Genomic DNA, 15,265 nt, shown 5'->3' on the forward strand with positions numbered 1-15,265 from the left:
CCGGGTAAGCACAGCGCCACCCGGCAAGAAAGACAGCTCAACGGTTTATGACACGGTTTGTCATCAATCTTACTGCGCGGTAGGTTTCAGCAGGCTGGCGCCTGACGGTTTATGTCCGGCCAGGTGCTGATGCTGGAAAATGCACATGCGGATGGTGTTGCGATATTCACCGTTGATAAAGAACTCGTGAATCAGCTCGCCTTCCACCATAAAGCCCAGCTTGCGATAGATATGGATCGCTTTTTCGTTCTCTTTGTCCACAATCAGGTAAAGCTTGTAGAGATTCAGAACGTTGAATCCGTAATCCATTGCCAGCCTGGCCGCGCGTGACGCAAGGCCTTTTCCCTGATGCTCAGGGGAGATGATGATCTGGAACTCCGCCCGACGGTGAACGTGGTTGATCTCAACCAGCTCCACCAGCCCGGCTTTTTCACCTTCACACTCCACAACAAAACGACGTTCACTCTGATCGTGAATGTGCTTATCGTAGAGATCGGACAGCTCGACAAAGGCCTCATAAGGCTCTTCGAACCAGTAGCGCATTACGCTGGCATTGTTGTCGAGCTGGTGAACAAAGCGCAGGTCTTCACGCTCCAGCGGACGGAGTTTAACGTCGCAGGGCGCCGACATTATGGGGCTACCGTGCGGCCAGTGCGGCGATCCAGGCAGCGCAGGGTGTTAGGCTCCCAGTAGGCATTGACGTTTGCACTTTGCTGACACTTATCGCGCGCGTCAAAAGCGACATCTTCTTTGTCCCACTCTTTTTCGGCACGTTTGTTGACCTTCTGGCGAAGGCTACGGGTGTCATTCCATTGTTCTTTGTCCATCGCGGCGTTCTGGCGGCTTTGCGCGCTGTCACCAGACTCAATAATGAGCTTGCTGGTTTCCGCTGTCGCAGAGGCGGCAAAGGCGAACGATGACAGCGCCAGCAGGGCTGTCAGACAAAGGCGTTTGCTTAATGTGGTCATAGCGTTTCCTTTTAAATGGGTGCAGATAATCAAGTTACCCCGTACAGATTCTACACTAAAGCGAAATGACGGCATACCCGCGGAGCAAGTATGGAAAAGTAAAGGGCATCATCAGGTATGATGGTTAAATAAATCCTCACCTGACGTGAAATATGCTTAAAACGACGCTGCTTTTTTTTGCGACTGCGCTGTGTGAAATCATCGGTTGCTTCCTGCCCTGGCTCTGGCTCAAAAAGGGGGGAACCGTATTGCTGCTCATTCCGGCAAGCGTTGCGCTGGCCCTGTTTGTCTGGCTGTTAACGCTGCATCCGGCGGCCAGCGGGCGCGTTTATGCGGCTTACGGCGGCGTCTATGTCTGCACGGCGCTGCTGTGGCTACGCGTGGTGGACGGCGTCAAACTCAGCGTCTATGACTGGGCCGGCGCGCTGATTGCCCTGTGCGGTATGCTGATTATTGTGGCGGGATGGGGGCGCGCGTGAGCCCTCGGGTTTTGTGATCGCTAGCTGATTTTATGATCGTTATACTTGTATGGTAGTAGGGTTGATGGGTAAATTTCCAGCATCACAACGAACGATGTAAGGAAAGGAATTATGAAGATTGTCGCGGCTGACGTGTTTGTTACCTGCCCGGGGAGGAACTTTGTCACCCTTAAAATCACCACCGATGAGGGGATTGTCGGCCTCGGTGACGCTACGCTAAACGGACGCGAGCTCTCCGTGGCCTCATACCTGAAGGATCACCTTTGCCCCCAGCTGATTGGCCGCGATGCGCACCGCATCGAAGACATCTGGCAGTTCTTCTACAAAGGTGCTTACTGGCGTCGCGGTCCGGTCACCATGTCGGCCATCTCAGCCGTGGATATGGCGCTGTGGGATATCAAAGCCAAAGCGGCCAACATGCCGCTCTACCAGCTGCTGGGCGGCGCCTCCCGGGAAGGGGTGATGGTCTACTGTCACACCACCGGCCACACCATTGACGACGTGCTGGAAGATTACGCCCGTCACAAAGAGATGGGCTTTAAGGCGATCCGCGTGCAGTGCGGCGTGCCGGGCATGAAAACCACCTACGGCATGGCCAAAGGGAAGGGGCTGGCCTACGAGCCTGCGACCAAAGGCGACTGGCCGGAAGAGCAGCTCTGGTCCACCGAAAAATACCTCGACTTCACGCCGAAGCTGTTCGACGCGGTGCGTAATAAATTCGGCTTCAATGAGCACCTCCTGCACGACATGCACCACCGCCTGACGCCCATCGAAGCGGCGCGCTTCGGCAAGAGCATTGAAGCATACCGCATGTTCTGGATGGAGGATCCCACCCCTGCGGAAAACCAGGCCTGCTTCCGCCTGATCCGCCAGCACACCGTTACGCCCATTGCGGTAGGCGAAGTGTTTAACAGCATCTGGGACTGCAAGCAGCTCATCGAAGAGCAGCTGATCGACTATATCCGCACCACCATTACCCACGCAGGCGGCATCACCGGGATGCGCCGCATCGCGGACTTCGCGTCGCTCTATCAGGTGCGCACCGGCTCGCACGGTCCGTCGGATCTGTCGCCTGTCTGCCACGCCGCCGCGCTGCATTTCGACCTGTGGGTGCCGAACTTCGGCGTGCAGGAATATATGGGCTACTCCGAACAGATGCTGGAGGTCTTCCCGCACAGCTGGCGCTTTGATAACGGCTATATGCATCCGGGCGACAAGCCGGGGCTGGGCATCGAATTTGATGAGAAGCTGGCGGCGAAATACCCGTACGATCCGGCCTATCTGCCGGTGGCCCGTCTTGAAGACGGCACGCTGTGGAACTGGTAAGCGAGGAGCAAACGATGAAAAGCGTAGTGATTCAACAGCCGAACGAACTGGTAATTGAAGAGCGTCAACTCCCGGTACCTGGCGCAGGTGACGTCCGCGTCAGTATCAAGCTTGCCGGGATCTGCGGGTCGGATAGCCACATCTACCGCGGCCATAACCCGTTTGCGAAGTATCCGCGCGTCATCGGTCATGAGTTTTTTGGCGTGATTGACGCCGTGGGCGAGGGCGTTGACAGCGCGCACCTGGGCCAGCGCGTTTCGGTCGATCCGGTAATCAGCTGCGGGCACTGCTACCCGTGCTCCGTGGGAAAACCGAACGTCTGCACCTCGCTGGTGGTGCTGGGCGTTCACCGTGACGGCGGCTTTAGCGAATATGCGGTCGTGCCCGCACAAAACGCCTGGCCCATTCCGGATGACATTCCTGATAAGCACGCCGTCATGGTTGAGCCCTTCACCATCGCCGCCAACGTAACGGGGCAGGCGAAACCGACTGAACAGGACGTCGCGCTGATATATGGCGCCGGGCCGATGGGGCTGGTTACGGTTCAGGCCCTGAAAGGCGTCTATAAGGTGAAGCAGGTTATCGTGGTTGATCGCATAGACGAGCGTCTGGCGATGGCCCGGCGCAGCGGCGCGGATTGGGTCTTTAATAATGGCGAGCAGTCGCTGCAGGCCGCGCTGGAGGAAAAAGGCATCAAACCGACGTTAATCATTGATGCCGCCTGCCATCCCTCCATTTTGCAGGAAGCGATAACCCTGGCCTCGCCGGCGGCGCGCATCGTGCTGATGGGGTTCTCCAGCGAGCCGAGCCAGATTGTTCAGCAGGGCATCACCGGCAAAGAGCTGGCGATCTTCTCCTCGCGCCTGAACGCCAACAAATTCCCGGTCGTTATCGACTGGCTGAAGAGGGGGCTGATCGACCCGGAAAAACTGATCACCCATACCTTTGACTATCACCACGTTAAAGACGCTATTGAACTGTTTGAGAAAGACCAGCGGCAGTGCTGCAAAGTTTTGCTCACGTTCGGCCAATAATCATTTACGCGGTTAAGCGCCTGCGCAGACAGGCGCTATGTGGTACGCATCTTACCTTTCAGAGATAGCCATTATGACGCAAGTACAACCTCAAAGAACCACATCCGATCTGGTGAAAGCCGCCGTTTCCGGCTGGCTGGGCACCGCCCTGGAGTTTATGGACTTCCAGCTTTACTCGCTGGGTGCCGCTCTGGTCTTCCATGAGATCTTCTTCCCGGAACAGTCCGCCGCGATGGCGCTGATCCTCGCGATGGGCACCTACGGCGCAGGCTATATTGCGCGCATCGTCGGCGCCTTTATCTTCGGCAGAATGGGCGACAGCATTGGTCGTAAGAAGGTGCTGTTCATTACCATCACCATGATGGGGATCTGCACCACGCTGATTGGCGTCCTGCCGACCTACGCGCAGATCGGGATTTTTGCCCCCGTGCTGCTGGTGACGCTGCGCATTATTCAGGGCCTTGGTGCCGGGGCCGAGATCTCCGGGGCCGGGACCATGCTGGCGGAGTACGCGCCGAAAGGTAAACGCGGCATCATCTCCTCGCTGGTGGCGATGGGGACTAACTGCGGGACGCTGAGCGCAACGGCGATCTGGGCCATCATGTTCTTTGCCCTCGATCGTGAACAGCTGCTCGCCTGGGGCTGGCGCGTGCCTTTCCTCGCCAGCGTCGTGGTGATGATCTTCGCCATCTGGCTGCGTATGAACCTCAAGGAGAGCCCGGTCTTTGAGAAAGTGAACGATGTGCAAGCTGCGCAGCCGGACACCTCACTGGGTTCCATGGTGAAAAGCAAATCCTTCTGGCTGGCGACCGGCCTGCGTTTCGGCCAGGCAGGCAACTCAGGTTTGATCCAGACCTTCCTCGCGGGCTATCTGGTCCAGACGCTGCTGTTCGATAAGGCCATCCCGACCGATGCGCTGATGATCAGCTCCATTCTCGGGTTTATCTCCATTCCGCTGCTGGGCTGGCTTTCCGATAAAGTGGGGCGCCGTCTGCCGTACATTATCCTCAATATCTCCGCCATTATTCTGGCCTATCCGATGCTGTCGATCATCGTCGATAAGAGCTATGCGCCGGGGACGATCATGCTCTGCATCATCGTTATCCATAACTTCGCCGTGCTGGGGCTGTTTGCGCTGGAAAATATCACCATGGCGGAGATGTTTGGCTCGCGAAATCGCTTTACCCGTATGGCGATCTCCAAAGAGGCGGGCGGTCTCGTAGCGGTGGGCTTTGGTCCGGTACTGGCAGGGATCTTCTGCAATATGACCGGCTCCTGGTGGCCGATTGTCGCCATGCTGGTGGCCTATTCCGTGATTGGACTGATCTCGGCGATCCTGATGCCGGAAGTGCGCGACCGTGATTTAAGCGCGGCGCAAGACGCAGCCGAGTCTGCGCCGAAAGAGACGGTCGGTTACGGTGCCGTCTCCTCGCGACGCTGATGGTTTATAACTTGCGTTGCCTGTCACACAACTTTGATTTTGTGTCACACCACATGAACAAAAGTTAATATAAATCAAAAACTCAAACGGCAGTATCAGTATGGTTGATGGCAGTTCACTTTTTTTACTCCAGCTACCATTCTAGTTGGTGTAGTCAGCAGGCGCTGCCGCTTCAGCATGGGCGGCAGCGATCCACAGCTTTCTAATTAACGAGTCTTAATCATGGAAAATACCTTATTACAGGCCAACGCGACGCTGCCACAGTACGATCGCGACAGCCTTAAAGCACGCATCGTTCATTTAGGGTTTGGCGCGTTTCACCGTGCGCATCAGGCAGTGTACGCCGACATCCTCGCCGCGGAACACGGTAGCGACTGGGGATACTGTGAGGTTAACCTGATTGGCGGCGAACAGCAGATTGCCGATCTGAACGAGCAGGATAATCTCTATACCGTGGCGGAAATGTCTGCCGATGCGTGGACCTCCCGCGTGGTTGGCGTGGTAAAAAAGGCGCTGCATGCGCAGGTTGACGGGCTGGAGACCGTGCTGGCCGCGATGTGCGAACCGCAGGTGGCGATTGTCTCGCTGACCATCACCGAGAAAGGGTACTGCCATTCCCCGGCGACCGGGCAACTGATGCTCGATCACCCTTTTATCGTCGCAGACCTGCAAAACCCGCACCAGCCGAAATCTGCGCCGGGTGTGGTCGTGGAAGCGCTCGCGCGGCGTAAGGCGGCGGGTCTGCCTGCGTTTAGCGTGATGTCCTGCGATAACATGCCTGAGAACGGTCACGTGATGCGCAATGTCACCTGCGCGTACGCCCGTGCGGTAGACGGTGAACTGGCGGACTGGATCGAATCCCACGTTACTTTCCCGTCAACGATGGTGGATCGCATCGTGCCTGCGGTCACCCCCGACACGCTGGATAAAATTGAACAGCTTACCGGCGTGCGCGATCCGGCGGCGGTGGCCTGTGAACCGTTCCGTCAGTGGGTGATCGAAGATAACTTTGTGGCCGGCCGTCCAGCGTGGGAAAAAGCCGGAGCCGAGCTGGTGTCAGATGTTATCCCATTTGAAGAGATGAAGCTGCGCATGCTTAACGGCAGCCACTCATTCCTGGCGTACCTGGGCTATCTGGCGGGCTATCAGCATATTAACGACTGTATGGAAGATGAAAACTACCGCGTCGCCGCGCACGCCCTGATGCTTAACGAGCAGGCGCCTACGCTGAAGGTCAAAGGCGTCGATTTAGGACGCTATGCCGATCTCCTGATTGCCCGCTACAGCAACCCGGCCCTGCGCCATCGGACCTGGCAAATTGCAATGGACGGCAGCCAGAAGCTTCCGCAGCGCATGCTGGATTCCGTGCGCTGGCACCTGGTGTATCAGAAGCCTTTCCCGCTGCTGGCGCTGGGTGTGGCAGGGTGGATGCGCTATGTCGGCGGCGTGGATGAGCAGGGTAACGCAATTGACGTGAGCGATCCGCAGCTGGAAGTGATTCAGGCGGCGGTTAAAGGCAGTGCGGAAGGGGAAAGCCGGGTCAGGGCGCTGCTTGGCATTGAAGCCATCTTTGGCAAGGAGCTACCGCGTGAAGCCGTCTTTGTTGATGCGGTGATGAAGGCATACCAGACGCTGCTGCAAAAGGGCGCGAAAGCGACCGTGGCGCAGTACGTGTCTCAACGGTAATTCAGCACATGCCGCCGTTCGCGGCGGCATGTCTGCGCACCGTTTAGTGCATGCCCAGGCGAATCAGCTCAATCGGTTCGAACTTACCTTCGCATCCTTCCACTTCAACCGTTTTGCTGCGGCGCACCTGCGCGGCATCCAGCCCGTCGCTGTGGATCGCTTTAATCACGCCAGTTTTGCCTGTGCCGCTAATCATGACGCGGCTGCCGGTGGTGATCGCATTGCGGTTACGGTCGTATGTCATCATGGTATTTTCTCCTCTCTAACCTGTTCGTTACGGCGTTATTTCAGGGTTGCCGTTCACGGGGCATATAAATACGCCTGTCTGCATCAGATGTTTTTGTTTTTGATCAAACTCACACTTTTTTCTTTATTGCCTCGGTCGCTGACCGTTCACGACAGCAATTTACAAAGCAGACCGTTATTTTCATTACCTGATAGTTTCAGCAGGGAAGCGTTGAGGGTTGGTTTATATTCCCGATGCCATTCTGGATACAGGAAATAACCCTTTCATCTGAATAAGGAGCCAGGCTTATGTATAAGAAGATTTTGATGCCTGTTGATGTATTTGAAATGGATTTGAGTGACAAAGCGGTTCGCCACGCGGCTAACCTCGCGAAGGCCGAGGGCGCGTCGATTACCCTGGTCAATATTCTGCCGACCAGCAGCCGATCCCTGCTGCGTGGTTTTAACGCCGATATTAAAAAGCTCGAAGAATATATGACTGAGGAATCCGGGAGAAAAATGAACGCCTTAAAAAGGCTGTTCGACATCTCGCCGGAGAAAATTGACAGCCTGGTTCGCTTTGGCAACGTCCGCGATGAAATCATCAGGCTGAGCAAGGAAGGGGAATATGACGCGATCGTCATCGGGTCGAAAAATCCGGGCATCACCACCCATCTGCTGGGATCAAATGCGGAATCTATCCTGCGCTACGCCACAATTCCGGTGTTAGTCGTTCGCTAAACCCATCGCCGCGTCCGAAAGGGGGCGGCGTAATATTACTCTTCGCTAAACCACTCGCTATTTTCCTGACGAATCAGCTGCACGGATTCGCTGATTTCCTGCAGATGCAGCGTCATCGCTTTTTCCACGCCGTCCGGGTCGCGTTTTTCCAGCGCGCTGAAAATATCATGATGCTGTCGGAGCAGCATTTCCGGCGGAGAGACGTGATCGAGACTCATATAACGCACGCGGTCGATGGTGGCCTTGATGTTTTCGATGGTGTCCCAGGCCAGCTGGCAATCTGCAATCTGCGCCAGTTTCTGGTGGAATTCATCATCAAGCTGGAAGAAATCATTCAACTGCTTACGGTCAATCGCAATCCGCTGCTGATGCAGGTTTTGCTCCAGCAGGTAACACTGCTTGTCGTTGATGAGCGTTGCGGCACGGCGCGCCACCGCGCATTCAATGGCCTGGCGAACAAAACAGCCGTTGCGCACCTGAGAGAGTGAAATTTTGTTCACGTAGCTGCCGCGCTGCGGGCGGATCTGAATCAGACCGTTTTCCGCAAGCTTAATAAACGCTTCACGCACCGGCTGACGGGAAACGTCAAAACGCACGGACACCTCTTTTTCAGAAAGCGGCGTTCCCGGTGGGATCAGGCAATGGACAATATCACGTCGCAAAATGCGATAGATTTGCTGGTTTACGGGCTGGGTGGGATTGAGTTGCGATTCAGCGGCCATGAGTTGTCATTTCTCAGAGAGTTAGCCTGAACATACTACCATTCTTTTATAACCCGAAACAGACCCGGCCCGCAGGCCGGGAAGGGCAGCGTTAGCCACGATGCACGCTAAGCCCGGCAAAACTCTGGCTGACCGGCATCATTTCTACGGTATTGATGTTGACGTGTTTTGGCAGCGTCGCCACCCACCAGACCGTTTCGGTGACATCTTCCGGCGTCAGGGCGTTCGCGTTTTCGTAGGTCTTGTCTGCTTTCGCGTCGTCGCCCTTGAAACGCACGTTGGAAAACTCGGTGCCGCCCACCAGGCCCGGCTCGATGTCGGTGACGCGAATGGCGGTGCCGTGCAGATCGGTACGCAGGTTAAGGCTGAACTGGCGCACAAACGCTTTCGTTGCGCCGTAGACGTTGCCGCCTGCATAAGGCCAGCTTCCGGCGGTGGAGCCGATATTGATAATGTGGCCACGATTGCGCTCGACCATGCCCGGCAGCACCGCGCGGGTCATATAGACCAGCCCTTTGTTGTTGGTGTCGATCATGTTTTCCCAGTCTTCCACGCTGGCTTTGTGGGCTGGCTCCATGCCCAGCGCCAGACCGGCATTGTTGACCAGCACGTCGATGGCGCGCCACTCGGCGGGCAGATTCGCAATCATCTCTTCGATCGCCGCGCGGTTACGCACGTCCAGCTGCGCGGTCAGAATGCTGTCGCCTAGTTCGTCCTTCAGCTCCTGCAGACGTTCCTGACGGCGGCCCGTTGCAATAACCTTGTGCCCGTTGGCGACGAAGCGACGCGTGATGCTTTCACCAAAACCTGCCGTTGCCCCGGTAACTAAAATAATCATCTCACTGTTCCTCAACGCTTTTTGTGTTTAACTAACATAGCACGGCCGCAGAGGGTGCGTTAAGGCAACATTTGTATGACAGCGTTGCAGGGGATGGCGGCCTGGCCTACTCTGGGAGGATACCCGTACTCAGGAGTGAAAGATGACGGCCACGAATCCTTTTTTTGACATCAGCCTGCTGCCTTACCAGGCCCCCCATTTTGATCAGATCAACGACAGCCACTATCGTCCGGCCTTCGATGAAGCCCTTCGCCAGAAGCGCGCGGACATTGACGCGATTGTCGCTCAGGCCGCTGCGCCTGACTTCACGAACACCGTGCTGGCGCTGGAGAAGAGCGGCGCCATGCTCTCGCGTGTCAGCAGCGTGTTCTTCGCCATGACTTCCGCGCACACCAATCCGTTTTTACAGGAGCTGGAAGAACAGTTCTCCACCGAGCTTGCCGCGCTGGCAAACGATATCTGGCTGAATGACGCGCTGTTCGCCCGCGTGGAGAGCGTCTGGCAGGACCGTGCCGCGCTGGACGCCGAATGCCGTCGTCTGGTCGAGGAGTTGTATCAGCGGTTTATTCTGGCCGGCGCGCGTCTGAATGAGACAGAAAAGGCCGAGCTGAAGGCGCTGAATACCGAGGCGGCCTCCCTGACCAGCCAGTTTAACCAGCGTCTGCTGGCTGCCGATAAGACCGGTGGGCTGGTGGTGGATTATGCGCACCAGCTTGACGGGCTCAGCGCAACGGAGATCGCTGACGCGGCGCAGGCTGCCGCGGAGCGAGGGCTAAACGATCGCTGGCTGATCCCGCTTTTGAACACCACCCAGCAGCCCGCGCTTTCCGCGCTGCGCAATCGTCAGACCCGCGAAAACCTCTTCAACGCAGGCTGGACGCGTACCCAGAAAGGGGACGAAAACGACACCCGCGCGCTGATCCTTCGTCTGACGGCGCTGCGCGCGCGGCAGGCCCGTCTGCTGGGCTTTGAGGATTACGCTAGCTGGAGCATCGCTGACCAGATGGCGAAAACCCCGGCCGCCGCGCTGGAATTTATGCGCGGCATTGTGCCTGCCGCCCGCGCCCGCGCGGAACGCGAGCAGGCCGATATTCAGAAAGTCATCGACGACGAGCAGGGCGGTTTCACCGTGGAGGCCTGGGACTGGGCCTTTTATGCGGAGCGCGTGCGCCAGGCAAAATATGCCCTCGATGAGTCGCAGATCAGGCCCTACTTTGCGCTCAATACCGTGCTGCAGGATGGCGTATTCTGGGCTGCCAGCCAGCTGTTTGGCATTCGCTTCGTCGAGCGCTTCGATATCCCGGTGTATCACCCGGACGTCCGCGTATGGGAAATTTTCGACCACACCGGCGAAGGCATGGCGCTGTTTTACGGTGACTTCTTTGCCCGTGATTCCAAACAGGGCGGGGCATGGATGGGGAATTTCGTCGAGCAATCCTTCGAGTTTGCTGCCCGTCCGGTGATCTACAACGTCTGTAACTACCAGAAACCGGCGAATGGCGGTATCGCGCTTCTCTCCTGGGATGACGTAATAACCCTGTTCCACGAGTTTGGCCATACGCTGCACGGTCTCTTTGCCAGCCAGCGTTTCGCCACCCTTTCCGGCACCAATACGCCGCGTGATTTTGTTGAGTTCCCGTCGCAAATCAACGAGCACTGGGCCAGCCATCCTCAGGTGTTTACCCACTATGCGCGCCATTACGAAACCGGCGAACCGATGCCGGACGCGCTGCGGGAAAGCATGCTCAACGCGACCCATTTCAATAAGGGTTATGACATGACCGAACTGCTGGGTGCCGCGCTGCTGGACATGAACTGGCACGGCATCAGCGAGGCCGTTTCGGACGTGGAGGATTTTGAAGCGGCAGCGTTGAAGAAAGAGGGGCTGGATCTGCCCGCCGTTCCGCCGCGCTACCGCAGCAGCTATTTTGCCCATATCTTCGGCGGCGGCTACGCGGCGGGGTATTACGCCTACCTGTGGACGCAAATGCTGGCCGACGACGGCTATCAGTGGTTTGTCGAGCAGGGCGGGTTGACGCGTGAAAACGGGCAAAAATTCCGCGAGGCCATTTTGTCGCGCGGGAACAGCACAGATTTAGCCGAACTGTATCGCAACTGGCGCGGGCACGCTCCGAAGATTGAGCCGATGCTGGAGAATCGCGGATTGAGCGAATAGAGTCAATGCCGTATGAAAAAAGAATCGGGCTTTACGCCCGGTTTTTTATACGCCTGTAACCGTTACAGCATAAAAACTAAGATTATGTTCTTTATAAATAAAACCGGCGAGGTTTAAGGTTACGCCCACCGGGAGATGTATTTAACCGAATTCAGGCTGTAAGAGAACTAATAATTTGATCTGGATTGTAAAAATCAAATGTTCTTTAAGCTTAAGGGTTTTAACTATAAATTTTTATTATTCTTTGCCGATAAATAAAGGTGGCATAAAAATTGACGTATTAGCAGTATAAGAAGGCGAATGATGACCCTACCTCTGAACAATCCCGGTTTTACGGATGCCGAGCCTTCTAAGGGGCTGATAAATAAAACCTTTACCTATATAGTGACATTGTTGATAAGTATTTTCATTGCGGCAATAATTTCCCTGCTATTAATAAAAAATAATGTTAATAAAATCAGCGATAAGCACGATGAATTTTTGTTAAGGAAAGCCCTGGATTCCCGCCAGGAAAGCATGCGAAGTCACTTGAAAGATAATGCTGAATGGGGAGATGCCTACAAACATCTTCATTTGAACACTGACGTTCACTGGGCATGGGATAAGCAGAACCTGGGTAAGTCCCTGTATGACAACTTTGGCTACGAAGGGGTGTTTATTCTCTCCCCGGAAGGAACCACGCGATACAGCGTGCTTGACGGGAAACTGAAGCTTCAGGATCTCGGGCGCTGGTTAGATAAATCAACCAAGGAGCGATTACTCCGTGAGGTGAGCGTTAACAATGGATTGCCGGTTTCTATACTCACGCTTATCGATTCCGTTCCAGCCATTGTTTCTGCTGAATGGATAACAACGGGCGATGACGCGAGCGTGCAACCCTTGCCGGGGAAACCGTCGGTAATGGTGTTTGTAGACAAGTTAACGGCTAAAAAACTCCTCGCGATTGGGCAGGATGCCGGTATTAAAAATGTTCGTACTTCGCCTAATGCAGTCACTTCTCAAATAAACAATCAAACAGAATTTACCTTAAGCACCCAGAATGGTGATGTGCAAATTATCTGGGACGGTGAAAATCCCGGCCAGGCATTGATTATTTATTTTTTACCATTACTCATTCTTTCAGTTATTCTGACGGTATCGATGACGGTTATTCTCATGCGCCATATTATGCAGAAGGCGAGAATGCTTGACGAAAATACCTTTCTCCTCGAGCAGGCGCGGTTGAATCTTATCACCAGTGAAAAACGATTCCGGGACGTCAGTGAAACAACCAGCGACTGGTTCTGGGAAACAGATTTATCGTTAAAGATAACCTGGCTTTCAGGTCGTTTTTCTACAGTAACGGGATATGAAAATAGCAAATGGATAGGCCGCAGGCTGGATGAGCTCTTTCCTTCTACAACCGGATTATTACAAGACTGTGTGAGGTTCAGGGAATTAACTGAACGCTTTGAATTTAAGAGCTGTCCTTATATTCATGCGCAACAATCTACGGCCTATTGCACGCTTCTGGCAAAGCTTTCTGCTCAGCCTGATGGAACGGTGGTCTTGCGAGGCGCGGCAACCGACGTTTCTCTGGAAGTTGAAGCAACTAAACGGGTGGAGTTCCTGTCACGTCATGATGAATTAACCGGTCTGCCGAACCGCTATCATATTAAGGAATTTCTGGCAGGCCAGTTGGCTAAAGAAGACCTTAACCATTATCCCTTTGCCATGATTTGCCTCGATTTAGACAAGTTTAAACCCGTCAATGATATTTTTGGGCACTCCACGGGGGATGCGCTGCTTGGCGAGGTCGCTCTACGTCTTAAAAATTGCGTTCGTCGAGGTGATTTTGTCGCACGGCAGGGAGGGGATGAGTTTATGCTTCTTCTCGGCAATACCAGCCAAAAAGACCAGATTGATGAGGTGTGTCACCGCATCGTACAGGAACTCAACCGTCCTTTCTCCATTGAGGGTAATGATGTCGCAATAGGCGTAAGCATGGGGATTGCGCTGGCTCCCCTGGATAGCAGCAGCGCAAACGATCTTTTACGCTATGCCGATATTGCGCTTTACCAGGCTAAGCAATCCGGCAGAAACCGATGGGTCTATTATCGCCCGGATATGTCGGAAAAGTTAACTGAACGGAGAAAACTGGAACTCGAACTGAAAACCGCGATTCGCGAAGAACAACTCTATCTGGTGTACCAGCCCCGTTATAACCTCCGATATTCTAAGATAGAGGCCGTCGAAGCGCTGGTACGTTGGCAGCACCCGCACCGGGGGACGATGATGCCCGATCAGTTCATCCCGCTGGCTGAAGAAACAGGTCTGATTATTAACCTCAGCAACTGGGTCATACGCAAAGCGTGTGCGGAGACAAAAGATAAATTGCCGGGGCTATCGGTATCCGTAAATATTTCCGCTATCGAATTCCAGGCAAGCGATCTTGCTGAAAGGATAAAAGAGATCCTGCACGAAACAGGGCTAGAACCTGACCGACTGGAAATAGAAGTGACGGAAAATGTCACGCTTTCCGATCCTGAAAAGACCTTGCATACCATGAAGGCTCTCAAAAAAATGGGCGTCCGTATTTTGATTGACGATTTCGGTACCGGCTATGCCTCTCTGAGCTATCTCCGTAAGTTTCAGTTTGATGGACTCAAGCTCGACAAGAGTTTTATTTTTACCCTGGCCGATTCTCCACAGAACCAATCAGTCGTAGAAAAAATTATCGATCTGGGTAAGGCCTATTCAATGGCGGTCACTGCAGAAGGGGTGGAGACCACCGAACAGCTCTCTTTTCTTAAAAAAAATAGATGTGATGAAGTTCAGGGCTACTTGCTTGGAAAACCGGCTTCCATTACGGAATTAAATTTAAACGCAAACAGAATAGATCTTTAAAGTGTGCTTCCATCAGCTTCACACGCTTTACGCCGGGAAGCGAAAATGAAAAACCGGGCTTCTCGCCCGGTTTTTTGTCATCTGCTATCTGACCGTATACAGAGGCGCAAGCGCGTTCTATCTAACGACCAGCACAGGGCATTTCGCATGCCGCACCACTGCCGCAGCGTTCGAACCCAACAGATACGTCGATATGTCAGGCTTATGGGAGGCAATGATGATCAGGTCGGCGCCGATCGTGTCAGCGAGCTTAAGGATTTGATCCTTAGGCGATCCCGTCACGGCGTGAGTCTGTATCTTATCTGCAGGAATTTTGAATTGCTTAACAATCTCATCCAGTTTCGCTAAAGCAGCGTGCTGAAATTCTTTTATCTTTGGCATTTCCACGGAGTAGGCCAAACCTAACGATGAATAATAGGGAAGCGATGGAATAACAGTAAGAAAGTGAACCTTGGCCGTGTTAAGTGCGGTGTGTGCCTGAACGAACGGGATAACCATGTGCGTCAGGCTATCCTCGGAAATGTCAATGGGAACCAAAATTGAGTTGTACATGTGTCCCTCCTGAGTGTTTTTCACACAACTCAAGGTAGATCGTTAATTTCAGCAAAACAGAGAGCAGGGTGTCATAACGGGGACAAATTTCGGTTATGTGATAGGCGTACAGTCGAACCTGTCCGTGATCTTGCCAACGTGGCGTGACAACGAACAGGGACATCCGGGGATGAATCTCTTCGCGTCACGGT

Annotated in this window: 14 protein-coding genes; 8 read left to right on the top strand and 6 right to left on the bottom strand. The window is 54.3% G+C overall.

Features of this window, described 5'->3' with window-relative positions; translation table 11 throughout:
• Nucleotides 1-69 precede the first annotated feature (69 nt).
• The gene (gene speG / locus FHC48_RS18075) at nt 70-630 is read right to left on the bottom strand and encodes a spermidine N1-acetyltransferase (RefSeq protein ID WP_008502415.1); all 561 of its coding nucleotides are present in this window, start codon (nt 628-630) and stop codon (nt 70-72) included.
• Nucleotides 630-968: a DUF1283 family protein gene (locus FHC48_RS18080; RefSeq protein ID WP_008502414.1), complete on the bottom strand. Its 339-nt coding sequence runs from the start codon at nt 966-968 to the stop codon at nt 630-632. The genes speG and FHC48_RS18080 overlap by 1 nt, the downstream gene beginning before the upstream one ends.
• Before the next feature lie 152 nt (nt 969-1,120).
• Here FHC48_RS18080 and FHC48_RS18085 point away from each other — a divergent pair, with 152 nt between their 5' ends.
• The 5 genes from FHC48_RS18085 (at nt 1,121) to FHC48_RS18105 (ending at nt 6,934) form a co-directional block, all read left to right on the top strand.
• Nucleotides 1,121-1,447 carry a YnfA family protein gene (locus FHC48_RS18085; RefSeq protein WP_059361347.1) on the top strand — a complete coding sequence of 109 codons (327 nt, stop codon included), beginning with the start codon at nt 1,121-1,123 and terminating at the stop codon, nt 1,445-1,447.
• Nucleotides 1,448-1,558: 111 nt separating this feature from the next.
• Entirely contained in the window at nt 1,559-2,773 is a 1,215-nt protein-coding gene (rspA, locus tag FHC48_RS18090) for a starvation-sensing protein RspA (protein WP_025911411.1), read from the top strand.
• Nucleotides 2,774-2,787: 14 nt separating this feature from the next.
• Nucleotides 2,788-3,807: a Zn-dependent oxidoreductase gene (locus tag FHC48_RS18095; RefSeq protein ID WP_059363459.1), complete on the top strand. Its 1,020-nt coding sequence runs from the start codon at nt 2,788-2,790 to the stop codon at nt 3,805-3,807.
• A 73-nt stretch (nt 3,808-3,880) separates the two neighbouring features.
• Nucleotides 3,881-5,248: an MFS transporter gene (locus tag FHC48_RS18100; RefSeq protein WP_008502410.1), complete on the top strand. Its 1,368-nt coding sequence runs from the start codon at nt 3,881-3,883 to the stop codon at nt 5,246-5,248.
• A gap of 222 nt (nt 5,249-5,470) precedes the next feature.
• Complete coding sequence (locus tag FHC48_RS18105; RefSeq protein WP_059363458.1) at nt 5,471-6,934, top strand: mannitol dehydrogenase family protein; 1,464 nt, start codon at nt 5,471-5,473, stop codon at nt 6,932-6,934.
• Nucleotides 6,935-6,977: 43 nt separating this feature from the next.
• Here the strand turns inward: FHC48_RS18105 and ydfZ are convergent, their stop codons facing one another.
• Nucleotides 6,978-7,181, bottom strand: coding sequence for a putative selenium delivery protein YdfZ (ydfZ, locus tag FHC48_RS18110; RefSeq protein ID WP_014883679.1), 204 nt, complete (start codon nt 7,179-7,181; stop codon nt 6,978-6,980).
• A 287-nt stretch (nt 7,182-7,468) separates the two neighbouring features.
• On the opposite strand from ydfZ, the gene FHC48_RS18115 reads away from it, so the two are divergent.
• Nucleotides 7,469-7,900 carry a universal stress protein gene (locus FHC48_RS18115; RefSeq protein ID WP_059363456.1) on the top strand — a complete coding sequence of 144 codons (432 nt, stop codon included), beginning with the start codon at nt 7,469-7,471 and terminating at the stop codon, nt 7,898-7,900.
• A 35-nt stretch (nt 7,901-7,935) separates the two neighbouring features.
• On the opposite strand, the gene FHC48_RS18120 is transcribed toward FHC48_RS18115, so the two are convergent.
• The gene (locus FHC48_RS18120) at nt 7,936-8,622 is read right to left on the bottom strand and encodes a GntR family transcriptional regulator (RefSeq protein WP_008502405.1); all 687 of its coding nucleotides are present in this window, start codon (nt 8,620-8,622) and stop codon (nt 7,936-7,938) included.
• A 91-nt stretch (nt 8,623-8,713) separates the two neighbouring features.
• Nucleotides 8,714-9,460 (bottom strand): bifunctional NADP-dependent 3-hydroxy acid dehydrogenase/3-hydroxypropionate dehydrogenase YdfG, encoded by a 747-nt coding sequence (gene ydfG / locus FHC48_RS18125; protein ID WP_023292548.1) that lies wholly within the window; start codon nt 9,458-9,460, stop codon nt 8,714-8,716.
• 142 nt (nt 9,461-9,602) lie between these two features.
• Between ydfG and dcp the strand changes: the two genes are divergently transcribed.
• Together dcp and FHC48_RS18135 are read left to right on the top strand one after the other, a co-directional pair.
• Nucleotides 9,603-11,636, top strand: a complete 2,034-nt coding sequence (dcp, locus tag FHC48_RS18130; protein ID WP_059363453.1) for a peptidyl-dipeptidase Dcp — start codon at nt 9,603-9,605, stop codon at nt 11,634-11,636.
• Nucleotides 11,637-11,939: 303 nt separating this feature from the next.
• Nucleotides 11,940-14,522, top strand: coding sequence for an EAL domain-containing protein (locus tag FHC48_RS18135; RefSeq protein WP_059363451.1), 2,583 nt, complete (start codon nt 11,940-11,942; stop codon nt 14,520-14,522).
• A gap of 117 nt (nt 14,523-14,639) precedes the next feature.
• Here FHC48_RS18135 and uspF read toward each other — a convergent pair whose 3' ends face one another.
• Nucleotides 14,640-15,074, bottom strand: coding sequence for a universal stress protein UspF (uspF, locus tag FHC48_RS18140; protein ID WP_045335951.1), 435 nt, complete (start codon nt 15,072-15,074; stop codon nt 14,640-14,642).
• Nucleotides 15,075-15,265: the final 191 nt, after the last annotated feature.

Origin of the sequence: Enterobacter sp. EC_50 (assembly GCF_019584525.1) — a bacterium.
Taxonomy (GTDB): Bacteria; Pseudomonadota; Gammaproteobacteria; order Enterobacterales; family Enterobacteriaceae; genus Enterobacter; species Enterobacter roggenkampii.

Bases quoted from the DNA above. Each gene is read 5' to 3' on its own strand.
- speG (WP_008502415.1), bottom strand. From the start codon at position 630: ATGTCGGCGCCCTGCGACGTTAAACTCCGTCCGCTGGAGCGTGAAGAC.
- FHC48_RS18080 (WP_008502414.1), bottom strand. From the start codon at position 968: ATGACCACATTAAGCAAACGCCTTTGTCTGACAGCCCTGCTGGCGCTG.
- FHC48_RS18085 (WP_059361347.1), top strand. From the start codon at position 1,121: ATGCTTAAAACGACGCTGCTTTTTTTTGCGACTGCGCTGTGTGAAATC.
- rspA (WP_025911411.1), top strand. From the start codon at position 1,559: ATGAAGATTGTCGCGGCTGACGTGTTTGTTACCTGCCCGGGGAGGAAC.
- FHC48_RS18095 (WP_059363459.1), top strand. From the start codon at position 2,788: ATGAAAAGCGTAGTGATTCAACAGCCGAACGAACTGGTAATTGAAGAG.
- FHC48_RS18100 (WP_008502410.1), top strand. From the start codon at position 3,881: ATGACGCAAGTACAACCTCAAAGAACCACATCCGATCTGGTGAAAGCC.
- FHC48_RS18105 (WP_059363458.1), top strand. From the start codon at position 5,471: ATGGAAAATACCTTATTACAGGCCAACGCGACGCTGCCACAGTACGAT.
- ydfZ (WP_014883679.1), bottom strand. From the start codon at position 7,181: ATGATGACATACGACCGTAACCGCAATGCGATCACCACCGGCAGCCGC.
- FHC48_RS18115 (WP_059363456.1), top strand. From the start codon at position 7,469: ATGTATAAGAAGATTTTGATGCCTGTTGATGTATTTGAAATGGATTTG.
- FHC48_RS18120 (WP_008502405.1), bottom strand. From the start codon at position 8,622: ATGGCCGCTGAATCGCAACTCAATCCCACCCAGCCCGTAAACCAGCAA.
- ydfG (WP_023292548.1), bottom strand. From the start codon at position 9,460: ATGATTATTTTAGTTACCGGGGCAACGGCAGGTTTTGGTGAAAGCATC.
- dcp (WP_059363453.1), top strand. From the start codon at position 9,603: ATGACGGCCACGAATCCTTTTTTTGACATCAGCCTGCTGCCTTACCAG.
- FHC48_RS18135 (WP_059363451.1), top strand. From the start codon at position 11,940: ATGACCCTACCTCTGAACAATCCCGGTTTTACGGATGCCGAGCCTTCT.
- uspF (WP_045335951.1), bottom strand. From the start codon at position 15,074: ATGTACAACTCAATTTTGGTTCCCATTGACATTTCCGAGGATAGCCTG.